At 36.0% G+C, this 11,598-nt stretch carries 12 protein-coding genes; 6 read left to right on the top strand and 6 right to left on the bottom strand.

Going from position 1 to position 11,598, the window contains the following annotated elements; genetic code table 11:
* Positions 1–28: 28 nt before the first annotated feature.
* The gene (locus tag EDF66_RS07220; protein ID WP_132771365.1) at positions 29–1,222 is read right to left on the bottom strand and encodes a proline dehydrogenase family protein; all 1,194 of its coding nucleotides are present in this window, start codon (positions 1,220–1,222) and stop codon (positions 29–31) included.
* A gap of 93 nt (positions 1,223–1,315) precedes the next feature.
* Here EDF66_RS07220 and EDF66_RS07225 point away from each other — a divergent pair, with 93 nt between their 5' ends.
* From EDF66_RS07225 to EDF66_RS07235, 3 genes are read left to right on the top strand one after another with little or no spacing between them, the layout of a single operon-like run.
* Positions 1,316–1,522, top strand: a complete 207-nt coding sequence (locus EDF66_RS07225; RefSeq protein WP_132771366.1) for an RNA-binding S4 domain-containing protein — start codon at positions 1,316–1,318, stop codon at positions 1,520–1,522.
* A gap of 48 nt (positions 1,523–1,570) precedes the next feature.
* A complete protein-coding gene (gene aroB / locus EDF66_RS07230; RefSeq protein ID WP_132841607.1) occupies positions 1,571–2,635 on the top strand; it encodes a 3-dehydroquinate synthase in 1,065 nt (354 codons plus the stop codon).
* 10 nt (positions 2,636–2,645) lie between these two features.
* Complete coding sequence (locus EDF66_RS07235; protein ID WP_132841609.1) at positions 2,646–3,368, top strand: ThuA domain-containing protein; 723 nt, start codon at positions 2,646–2,648, stop codon at positions 3,366–3,368.
* A 35-nt stretch (positions 3,369–3,403) separates the two neighbouring features.
* Here the strand turns inward: EDF66_RS07235 and EDF66_RS07240 are convergent, their stop codons facing one another.
* Both EDF66_RS07240 and EDF66_RS07245 read right to left on the bottom strand, forming a co-directional pair.
* Positions 3,404–5,302 (bottom strand): TonB-dependent receptor plug domain-containing protein, encoded by a 1,899-nt coding sequence (locus EDF66_RS07240; RefSeq protein ID WP_132841610.1) that lies wholly within the window; start codon positions 5,300–5,302, stop codon positions 3,404–3,406.
* A gap of 92 nt (positions 5,303–5,394) precedes the next feature.
* Positions 5,395–6,333: a zinc dependent phospholipase C family protein gene (locus tag EDF66_RS07245; RefSeq protein WP_132841612.1), complete on the bottom strand. Its 939-nt coding sequence runs from the start codon at positions 6,331–6,333 to the stop codon at positions 5,395–5,397.
* Between the two features lie 148 nt (positions 6,334–6,481).
* Here EDF66_RS07245 and EDF66_RS07250 point away from each other — a divergent pair, with 148 nt between their 5' ends.
* From EDF66_RS07250 to EDF66_RS07260, 3 genes are read left to right on the top strand one after another with little or no spacing between them, the layout of a single operon-like run.
* The gene (locus EDF66_RS07250) at positions 6,482–7,468 is read left to right on the top strand and encodes a glycosyltransferase family protein (RefSeq protein WP_021188742.1); all 987 of its coding nucleotides are present in this window, start codon (positions 6,482–6,484) and stop codon (positions 7,466–7,468) included.
* Positions 7,469–7,474: 6 nt separating this feature from the next.
* On the top strand, positions 7,475–8,182 hold the full coding sequence (locus EDF66_RS07255) for an FKBP-type peptidyl-prolyl cis-trans isomerase (RefSeq protein WP_132771371.1): 708 nt from the start codon (positions 7,475–7,477) through the stop codon (positions 8,180–8,182).
* The gene (locus tag EDF66_RS07260; RefSeq protein WP_021188745.1) at positions 8,172–9,077 is read left to right on the top strand and encodes an aldo/keto reductase; all 906 of its coding nucleotides are present in this window, start codon (positions 8,172–8,174) and stop codon (positions 9,075–9,077) included. Before EDF66_RS07255 ends, EDF66_RS07260 begins: the two co-directional genes overlap by 11 nt.
* A gap of 1 nt (position 9,078) precedes the next feature.
* On the opposite strand, the gene kdsB is transcribed toward EDF66_RS07260, so the two are convergent.
* The 3 genes from kdsB to trpS form a co-directional block, all read right to left on the bottom strand.
* A complete protein-coding gene (gene kdsB / locus EDF66_RS07265) occupies positions 9,079–9,822 on the bottom strand; it encodes a 3-deoxy-manno-octulosonate cytidylyltransferase (RefSeq protein ID WP_132841614.1) in 744 nt (247 codons plus the stop codon).
* A 68-nt stretch (positions 9,823–9,890) separates the two neighbouring features.
* The gene (locus EDF66_RS07270) at positions 9,891–10,505 is read right to left on the bottom strand and encodes a deoxynucleoside kinase (RefSeq protein WP_021188747.1); all 615 of its coding nucleotides are present in this window, start codon (positions 10,503–10,505) and stop codon (positions 9,891–9,893) included.
* A gap of 18 nt (positions 10,506–10,523) precedes the next feature.
* Positions 10,524–11,522 carry a tryptophan--tRNA ligase gene (trpS, locus tag EDF66_RS07275; RefSeq protein WP_132771374.1) on the bottom strand — a complete coding sequence of 333 codons (999 nt, stop codon included), beginning with the start codon at positions 11,520–11,522 and terminating at the stop codon, positions 10,524–10,526.
* Between the last annotated feature and the right edge of the window lie 76 nt (positions 11,523–11,598).

Consider the following 11,598-nt stretch of genomic DNA (forward strand, 5'->3'; position numbering starts at 1 on the left):
AGGTACAAATTTATAAAAAAAGCTAGTCTTAACGACTAGCTTTTCTTCTTTGTTTCTCTTTAATGATTAACCCCAGCTCTCGGCCTGTTTGACCAGCTACTGATGTGTTTTCTTGTGCTCTACGGAATAAATAAGGCATAACAGCTTTTATCGGTCCGTAAGGCATATATTTTGCAACGTTGTAGTTTGATTCAGATAAATTAAATGTTAAATTATCTGACATACCCAACAATTGTGCGAAAAATATACGGTCGCTTCTATGATCTATTCCACGTCTGTCAAGCTCATTTGCTAACAAAAGACTACTTGCTTCATTGTGTGTGCCTGCCATAACACCAAAGCGATCGATATGATCCAGTATGAAATGAATAGCGGCATCGTAATCTTTGTCTGTTGCTTCTTTTGTAGGTTGAATAGGAGATGGGTAACCTTTTTCAGCTGCTCTCTGTCTTTCAATTTCCATATAGGCACCACGTACGATTTTTGCACCTAAAAAGAAGTTTTGTGTTTTTGCATAATCAAAATCAGCTTTTAAAGAGGCTAATTTATCATGTCTGTACAATTGATAGGTGTTGTATACAATAGGTTGTTCTTTATTGTATTTTTCCATCATATCGCGGGCTATGTCATCAATGGCATCTTGAATCCAAGAGTGTTCAGCATCAATTAATACTTTAACATTAGCTTCGTAACAGGCTTTACAGATTTCATCACATCGATCGTACATTCTGTTGTACTCTGCTTGCTCTGCTTCTGTTAACGTTTCGTTTGCGTTTACTTTCTCAAATAATTCGAAACGGCCAAGCCCTGTAGGTTTGAATACTGAAAAAGGGATGTATTTATTTGTTTTTGCAGCAACTACTGTGCGTAATGTTTCTTTAAAAGTAGCATCAAATGCGGCCTCAGTATCTTCTCCTTCTACAGAATAATCCAGGATTGTACCCACATTGTTTTCTCCTAGGTGATTGATTGCAGATGTACAACCTTCAATTGTTTCGCCACCGCAAAACTGTTTGAAAATGGTTGACTTAATGATTCCTTGGATAGGTAGTCCGATATTTAGAGCAAAATTAGTAATTGGAGGTCCGACTTTTACTAAGAAATTACTTGCTATTACTTTATACAGTAAATAAGCACGATCTAAATCTTTATCGGTTTTACTTTTGAATGCAATTTCTGTATTATCAAAAGATAGTTTTCTGGGTTCAGCAATCTGTGTCATTATTTTAATCTAATCCACACAAATGTACTAAATTCAAAAATATTACCACTTATTGATTAGGAGATTCCTGAAATATTAACTTATTTTTGCTTTATGCAAACATTCAAAATCGAAGGAGAATATATTCCGTTAATTCAGTTACTTAAAGCTTTAAATTGGGTAGAGCATGGTGCTATGGCTCAGTTAGTTGTTACTGAGGGGATGGTGACCGTTAATGGTCAGGTAGAGTATAGGAAAAGAATGAAAGTTAGACCCGATGATATCGTCGAGTTTGAGGGTCAACAAGTAAAATTGGTATAAGATATAACAAAATTTGTTTATAAAAAACGTAAACTGAATCCATTAGAAATGCAATTTATAGAAAGTTTAGGCTATCAAGTAGTCTTTGATGACTCATTACAGTCTCTAAAAACCTTTATACAGGAACGAAATTACTCAAAGATTTTTGTCTTAGTTGATCGCAATACCAATGATAACTGTATGCCTGTTGTACAGCCAATTTTAGCTGAATTGGGAAACTACGATGTGATTGAGGTTGATCCTGGTGAAGAAAATAAGAATATTGATTTCTGTATCGGTGTATGGAAAACAATGCTTGACTTTGGGGCTGACAGACATAGTCTGTTGATTAACTTAGGTGGTGGTGTGGTCACGGATATGGGGGGATTTGCGGCTTCTACTTTTAAACGTGGTATTGACTTTATTCAGATTCCGACAACATTATTGTCTCAAGTGGATGCATCTGTAGGTGGTAAGACGGGAATAGATTTAGATAATTATAAAAATATAATCGGGACTTTTACGCAGCCACAGGCTGTCTTTATCGCTAGTGTGTTTTTGAAAACATTGGAAAGAAGACAGTTGGTTTCTGGTTTTGCGGAGGTTATCAAGCACGGATTAATTTTTGATGGGGCGTACTATAATAAGGTTAAAAATTTGGATGTTTCGGCTATAACGACCGAGCATGTGAGACATTCCGTTGGGGTTAAAAACACGGTCATAACCCAGGATCCAACAGAAAAGGGTTTACGGAAAATCTTAAATTTTGGGCATACTATTGGTCATGCAATAGAAGGTTATTCTTTACTTCATGATGAACATTCGTTGCTACATGGCGAGGCTATTGCTGTCGGTATGATTTGCGAAGGCTATCTGTCACATAAATTGAATGGTCTTTCATTAGAAGAATTAGAGGATTTAATAACAACGTTTAGAAAGAATTTTGCTGACTATCAATTTGATGATTCTATTGATCATGAATTGTTGAGTTTAATGAATAATGATAAGAAAAATCATTCTAATCAGATTGGTTTCGCTTTATTGAATAAAATTGGTTCTTGTGATTATGATATTTTTGTTACGGAAGACTTAATTATAGAAAGTTTAGATTTTTATCGTAATTTAATCGCATAAACCTAACAACATGATGTGCAGCATAATTAAAAGAGTATCATTTCTCTTCACTATTTTCTTTGTTACCCAATTGAGTGCGCAGGAAAGAATTTTGATTTTTTCAAAAACTACTGGATTTAGACATGAAAGTATAGAGCATGGGGTTGCTGTTTTAAAGCAATTGATATCTTCAAAAAATATGCTAGTAGATCATTCTGAGGACAGTCAATTGTTTACGGATTCTATTCTTTCGCGATATGATGCTTTAGTTTTTCTGAGTACAACGGGTGATATTTTTAATGAAAGTCAAAAAGCTGCGTTTGTCCGTTTTATTCAATCAGGTAAAGGTTTTTTAGGTATACATGCTGCAAGTGATACGGAATTTAACTGGCCTTGGTACGGACAACTTGTGGGGGGGTATTTTTCTTCACATCCGGCCGTTCAGGATGCTCAAATCCGGGTTGTAAACCAGAAGCATCTTGCGACAAAGCATTTACCAAAGATATGGTTTCACCGCGATGAATGGTATGATTTTAAGTCAGTAAGGGAGGGGCTTCATATTTTGATGGATTTGGATGAAACAAGTTACAAAGGGGGAAAGATGGGGAAATTTCATCCGATAGCGTGGTATCAGGAATTTGATGGAGGCCGATCATTCTATACGGGATTAGGTCACACCTTAGAGACTTTTGATGAGGAAAAATTTCAGACCCATGTTTTGGGAGGTCTCCGATATGTCCTGAAAAAGAAATAAAAATAGGTCAGTCTAGTTAGGCTGACCTATTTTGTTTAATAAGCAATTGTATATTTGGCACCTAAGGAATACCAGGTACCTGGCATGGGTACAGCTCCGGCCTCTATATATTTGACATTAAATAGATTTTGCGCGTCAACATAAAGATTTAACTTGTCGATTTGACGTGCTAAACGTACGTCTGAAATAAAGTACGATTTGTAAGATAAACGTTCGTTAAAACGATTGGCAGTGGTAAAACTCCAATCCCTGTGACTTATAGTAAAGTTTAGGTTTGCCTGATTTCTTAGGCTTTCAATAGTGTACTTTGATAAATTATTTTCTGTAGTATTATTTTTTATTCTGGGATTCAAATAGCTGTATCCGATAACAGCATAATACTTTGTAATGGAATTCTGAGGATTAATATTAATACGGAAATTGACGTTAAATCCCTGGACTTCATTATTGTCCATGTTTTGAGGCTGCCAAGGCTCAGTGTTCAGATTACGTGTCCAATCAATAAAATCATTAATTGTTCTATAAAAATATCCTGCCTGTGCAATAACATTTCCGCTGGTATATTTTATAGCTCCTTCAACTTGTTTTGCTCTTTCGGCTTGAAGTGAAGAATTTCCAATGTTTGCAGGTCTCTGATTTAAGTAAAGATCTGTAAATGAGGGTATCCTTTGGCTCGATCCTGCATTAAAAATCAATTTCCAATGATTATTGATATCATATCCAAGATCTATTCCAGGGAAAACCTGCCAGTTGTAGTCACTGTTATAATTGAGGTAGGTACCTACATTAATAAATAAATTTTTGATCATTTCAGTTTTAAATTCGACATAAGCACCATAATTCTCGCGGCTGTGCTTACCGATGTTTGAACTGTTGATATTTTCGAATCTGCTTTCAACTCCAAGGCCGAATGAGCCATAATTTTGTTCGTATGTGGCATTTAATTCGGCCATAAAGGCATTGTTGTAGTGCTGGCTTCTTGCTTTGCTCAGGTCATGTCTGAAATAACGGTAATCATCCTCGTTGTATCTGTTCGAAATTCTAGGAGATATCGTTAGTGCATTGGATAGTTTATGTTTGGACTGTATAGTTGCAAAAGCTGTTTTCACCAATTCGTAGGATTCTTTGTCTCCGGGGGCAGCATAATATCCGTTGGCTCCAAATTGATTGTCAATATACCCGAATGAGGTCGATATATTATTTAAAGAGTCAGGTGCATACGCTCCTTGGTAATAGATTTTATTGTTTTTTGAAGCTGTATTATAGCGTTGACCATTGGAATCTTCATGGCCTAAATACAGCTGCTGACTGAATTGTGCAATTTTATGGGTAAATCCCAATTGAAAACCCTTGCCGTAATATTTTCCGTTTTGTGTATCCTCACTGTTTTTAAAAGAAGTGCCGGTATACGCCTGTGCACTGATCAGATTTTCTGAGACTGTTTTTGTGACAATATTAATAGCCCCGGTTAGGCTGTTGATTCCATAAATACGGGATGCTGGTCCTTTAATGATCTCGATCCGTTCAATAGCGTCGGTAGGAATGGGAAGATTAAGGGAGTGATGGGCAGTTTGTGGATCTGATATTTTTGCTCCATTTAGTAGGATCAAGGTCTGTTCAAATGATCCGCCATCGATTGTGACGTCTGCCTGTGAACCGAAAGGACCTCTTTGACGGATATCCACACCATTAATATAAGCTAAAAGTTCATTAACAGACTTTGCGGGAAGACGTTTAATATCTTCTTGCGTTATAATTTGAATGTTTCTGGTCTGCTTAGAGAATGGAATCTGTAGACGGTTCTGATTAATGATAACTTCATTTAAATTTGTAGTATCTTTTAAAGTTAACGTCTTATTATTAGTTACTTCTTGACTAAAAGCATAAGAATATCCAACTAAGGATAATGCTAATAGCGTTAAATTCTTACTCATTATGGCTCTTCTTAAAATTTACCGGACAAAAGTAGGTATGTATTGTTTAATTGCAGGGTGCCAGTTTTTAATAAGTATATAGTCCGGTTGTTTTATAGTTCTTCTCTGCCCATATTTTTTTTATTATTGATATCAAGGGGCTGGTCATCTATGGTTACTTTTTGTAGATTTTTGAGGTCTGGTTGTCCGGCCTCAACCCAAGCAGAATACCAGAATGACCCCACTTGTTGTATAGCACTAGCCATTCTTTTTTCAACCATGCCATTGAGGGCAGTATGATAGGCCCTGGCATATTCATCGGAATAGGTTCTGATCAGTAGATTATTTCGCTCTATAAAGGAATATTTTTGATGTTTTGAAAAAGATTTATCCAGTTGTTTTTCAAGTGCAAGTACTGAGTCAACAAGCAAGTTACTTTGTTTGACGATATTCCAGGAGGTATGCAATGGATCTTCAATAAATTTTGCTGGACCTTTTATAAATGAATACTCTTTGACAAACATTTCGGGTAAACGACTTTCCCAAAATGCATGTATTCCAATTTGGTTGGTTAATTGTCCGTTATAATTTTTGGTTGTATGTAAAGGAACATGAGCATCACCAATATAGTGCCCTAGGTCTGCAGAATGACGGATGATTTGTCTAATATCTTTGAATTTAAATGCTTTGACGAGTTTATGGTAGGAAAATGATATTTGCCAAGGGACAATTCCATTTAACAAGAGCTGTTTTTCCTGATATTTTTCTTTGGCTTTTGTCCAGTGAATGGGGATCGAGTCAATCGAGGGCTCGTTATAATCATCAATATCGATATAATGGCGGGGCGATTCAAGGCTATCTATATAGCATCTTTTATCTGCGTCTACGGCTTTTGAACTAATTAAGAGAATATTTTTCTTATAAAAGGAAGCTAATGTTGGAGGAAGGGTATAAACGGCATATTCATTAATTTTTTTATGTGCAAAAAATCCCCATGAGCTACATATTATAAATATAATAAATAAAGAGATTATAATTGATAATCCTTTCATGTTGAAACAATTGGTTAATAAATAGTAAGTTACAAAATATCCTTCGCATTTTTAAATGTATTCTTTGTTAAGAACAAAAAACGTAACCTAAATTTAACTTTATTGTCATGAAAAATTTTTATTTTGCCGATAAATAATCGCGAAGTTTATGAAAATACTTTATGCGGTACAAGGTACAGGTAATGGCCACCTCAGTCGAGCGATGGATGTTGTGCCTTGTTTACGTAATTTTGGAGAGGTTGATGTTTTGGTGAGTGGAATCCAAGCGGATTTAGTTTTACCGTTTGAAGTGAAATATCGCCTGCATGGTTTGAGTTTTATTTTTGGGAAATCAGGAGGGGTAGATCTCTGGAAGACATTTATGAGTTCTACTGTTCGTAAATTTACACAAGAAATCAAATCACTTCCCATAGATCAGTATGATCTTGTAATTAATGATTTTGAACCCATATCTGCCTGGTCTGCTCATATGAAGGATTTTCCCTGTATTGGTTTGAGTCATCAGATCGCTGCGTTAGATGCTTCCAGTCCTAAACCAGATGAGACGGATATGCTGGGTAAATTTATTATGAAGAATTATGCCCCCACGGCGCATGCTTACGGTTTTCATTTTAAAAGCTATAATAAGAACATTTACACTCCTGTCATTCGTAATTCCGTGCGCGAGCTGGATGTTCAGGATAAGGGGCACTATACTGTTTATTTACCGGCATATGATGATGCACATCTGTTGAAACATTTAATGAAATTTCCAGATATCAGTTGGCAGGTCTTCAGTAAGCATAATTCGCGAGCTTTTGATATGAAGAATGTGGCGATACGTCCTATTAACAATGATGCATTTATTGCTAGTATGGCAAGTTCTTCGGGAGTGCTATGTGGGGCTGGATTTGAAACCCCAGCGGAGGCATTGTTCCTTCAAAAGAAATTGTTGGTGGTTCCAATGAAAAATCAGTATGAGCAACATTTGAATGCTGCGGCACTGGAGGAGATGGGTGTACCCGTTATTTCGAGCTTAAAACAAAAAAATATGCTATCTATAGAGGCTTGGCTAAATAGTAAATCGCGAGTTGTTGTCGATTATAAGAACAATACTCAAGAAATTATTACTAATATTGTATCAAAACATACTTAAAATTATATGAAATATATTGCTTTGGCATTATTGTCTTTGGCTACACTATCTGTAACGGCACAACAAAAAAAGAAAACTGTAAAGAAAACAACAGCTGTAAAACCATTATTAGCGACTAAAACAGACTCCGTGTCATATGCTTTTGGACGTGACATTGGTGGTACATTGAAAAATTTGGAGATTACAAATTGGAATAAAGAGTTAATCGGTAAAGCAATAGTTAGTGCTCTTGATGGTCAAAATTCTTTGATTGAAGAAGATCAATTGCGCATGGTTATCCAAAGCGCAGTTACCGAAGCGAGAGAAATAAAGGAGAAAGAAAATCTTGCTAAAGAGCAGGCTTTTTTTACAGAAAATGCTAAAAAAACAACTGTAAAAACTACGGAAGAGGGTTTGCAGTATGAAGTATTGGTAGAAGGCACTGGGGAAAAACCGACCCGAGAAAACGAAGTAACAGTACATTATACAGGAACTTTATTGGATGGAAAGAAATTTGATAGCTCATTAGATCGTAATGAACCTCTAAAAATGAAATTAGATCGCGTGATTGAAGGCTGGAAAATAGGTGTTCCTTTAATGTCTAAAGGAGCAAAATATCGTTTTTATGTACCAAGTAAATTAGGATATGGAAGTCAAAACATGGGTGTTATTCCTCCAAATAGCATTTTGATATTTGATATTGAGTTATTGGATTTCGTGAAGGATGCAGTATAATAAGTTAGGTAAATCAGCAATCGAGGTTTCCAGTATCGGCTTGGGGTGCATGTCTTTGAAAGGTAGTAAACACAAGCAGGGGGTTGAAATTATTCGTAAAGCTTTTGACAGCGGTATCAATTTTTTTGATACTGCTGACTTATATGAAAAAGGATTTAACGAGATGCTGGTAGGGGAAGCGGTACAGGACTTTAGAAAACGCATTGTTTTATCTACAAAAGTTGGAAATAGCTGGCGAGCCGATGGAAATGGATGGGATTGGAAAGCGTCAAAAAGTTATATCGTGAAAACTGTTGAGTCATCTTTGTCTCGATTAAAAACAGATTATATTGATCTTTACCAGCTGCATGGTGGTACCATTGAAGATCCTATTGATGAAATTATCGAAGCTTTCGATTTACTGGTTAGTGCGGGCAAAATTCGAACTTACGGTTTGTCTTCTATTCGTTCTAATGTTATTCGCGAGTACGTAGCAAAATCTAATATCAGTGCCGTTATGATGCAGTACAGTTTATTGGATAGACGTTTAGAGGAAGAAATGGGAGCTTATTTATTGCATCATCGTATTTCTGTTCTAGCAAGAGGTGCAGTAGCTAAAGGGATGTTGATCAATAAACAAGCTGAGAATTTTCTGCAATATAGCTCAAGTGAAGTACAGCATATCATTCGCAATCTACATGCATTTGCAAAAAAACACCATGTTAATAATCTGACTGTGGCACTTTCTTTTGTTCTTTCGAATGAGGCGGTTACTGCTGCTTTACTGGGTATAAATACACCCTTGCAATTAACGGAATTGATACAGATTAAAGAGCAAGTCCGTTCTTTAACAGGAGCAGAGAAAATAGAGTTACTAAGCGGTGTTCGTGCATTGTATTTTACAGAACACCGTTAATCTAGGATGTGAAGTACGTTTGTATAATACGTTCTAAATCTTCTTGTGTGTCTACAGCGATTGTTTCATGCTCTGTTTCTGCTGTTTGAATAGTGTATCCGTGCTCTATCCAGCGCAGTTGTTCAAGAGCTTCTGTCTCTTCTAAAATACTGATAGGCAATTGCGTTAACTCTTTTAAAACATCAGTTCTATAGCCATATATTCCGATATGTTTAAAATAGCTATGTTTTGATAACCAATTCTTCTGTTCGATTCCTCTTAGATAGGGGATGGTCTGTCTTGAAAAATAGATTGCTTGTCCGGCAATATTGCGAACCACTTTTGGTATATTTACATTAAACAGTTCGTCTTCTGTATGGATTTTTTTGACGAGTGTGGCAATCTGTGTTTCTTCCTTATCGAAGCAGGATGCTAGCAACTCGATCTGTAACGGATTGATGAAGGGTTCATCACCCTGTATGTTGATGACGATATCAAATCCACTTACCTTGGCTATAACTTCTGCACAGCGGTCTGTTCCTGACTGATGCGAAGAGGCGGTCATGATGACATTTCCTGCGAAGCTCTTTACATGTTCAGCTATTCTGTCATCATCTGTCGCAACGATTACTTCATGTAAACAGCTCGTATTTTTAACTTGTTCATAGACACGCTGAATCATGGATTTACCACCAATATCAACTAATGGTTTACCAGGGAATCTGGAAGAGGCATAGCGTGCTGGAATAATACCGATTACTTTCATTTTTTCAGTTTTAAAAGTAAAGCCAGTCTTGCATTAAAACTGGCCTTTCAATGATCTAAATTTTTTGATTAAAACAAACCAAATAATTGCGATTCAATTTTTTCAACGATAGTACCTAAATCTTCCGGGTTTTTCGTGAAATCTAAATTATCTTTATCAAGAACCATTAATTTACCATCCTTATAATTATCAATCCATTTATCGTATTTTTCATTCAATTTAGATAAATAATCCAATCGAATTCCGGATTCATAATCACGACCACGCACTTGAATATTGTTAACAAGTGTTGGAACGGAAGCCTTCAAGTAAATTAATAGATCTGGAGGTTTGATATAATGGATGATACTCTGGAAAATATTGCTATAATTTTCAAAATCTCGCGCACTCATTAAGCCCATATCGTACAAGTTTTCGGCAAAGATGTATGCATCTTCATAAATTGTACGATCTTGGATCATATCAATATTTGTTTTTTGCAATTCAACAATTTGTCGAAAACGACTATTTAAGAAAAAGATCTGCAAATTGAATGACCAACGTTTCATATCAGCATAAAAATCCTCTAAATAAGGATTGTTATCTACCGCTTCAAATTGAGGTTCATATTTGAAATGATCCGCTAATAGTTTTGTTAAGGTTGTTTTTCCGGCACCAATATTTCCGACAATAGCAATATGCATATTTTTGGGTTTTAAATCTTAATAAAATCTTTTAATGCCAATGATTTCACGTACTTCTTTCAATGTTTTACGTGCTGATTCACTCGCTTTTTCAGCGCCTAATTTCGCTACTTTAGCAATATACGCATCATCATTTGAAATATCTTCAATGCGTGACCGTACAGGCTCTGTTGCAATGACCATATCTTCTGCTAACTGTTTTTTAAAATCACCGTAACGAATAGCGCAATTGTTATATAGATCGTTAAAATGTTCTAATGTATCGGGTGCTGACACAACTTTCATCAAATCAAAAAGATTTTGAACAGCTTCTGGTTTAGGTTGGTTCATTTCCGTTGGACCAGAGTCAGATACAGCACGCATTACTTTTTTACGAATTACATCTGCACTATCGGACAAGTAAATACAATCTGCCTCACCATTGGATTTGCCCATTTTTCCTTGTCCCGCTAAACCAGGGATTTTAACTAATTTATCTGAATAGGTAAAAGCAAATGCCTCTTTGAAATAATCGACATCGTATAAACGATTAAAACGGTTACCAAATGTTCTGGTCATTTCTAAATGTTGCTCTTGATCTTTACCAACAGGAACTTTTGTGCCATGGTGAATTAAGATGTCGCAAGCCATCAAAACAGGGTATGTTAACAGTCCTGCATTCACATTATCAGGATTGCTGCGCACTTTATCTTTAAAAGCAGTAGCGCGCTCCAGCTCTCCCAGATATGCGTTCATATTCATATACAAATAAAGTTCTGCTACTTCAGGTACGTCAGACTGGACATATATCGTTGATTTTTCAGGGTCTATACCTGCAGCAAGATATTCAACAATCACTTGACGTACGGTGCTTTGCAGACCGTGAGGAGTTGGGTGCGTAGTTAAAGAGTGTAAATCGGCTATGAAGAAATAACAATTATATTCATTTTGCATTTTCACAAAATTGCTCAATGCGCCGTAATAGTTTCCTAAATGTAATTTTCCGGTACTTCTAATACCACTGACAACAGTTTCCATATTGCTTGCGAATTTACGGATAAATTCCCTAAATATAGTTCTAGGAATTTTTTCTTTTGCTTTTTTTTGCGATTAA

Source organism: Sphingobacterium sp. JUb20 (genome assembly GCF_004342035.1).
In the GTDB taxonomy this organism is placed as follows: domain Bacteria; phylum Bacteroidota; class Bacteroidia; order Sphingobacteriales; family Sphingobacteriaceae; genus Sphingobacterium; species Sphingobacterium anhuiense.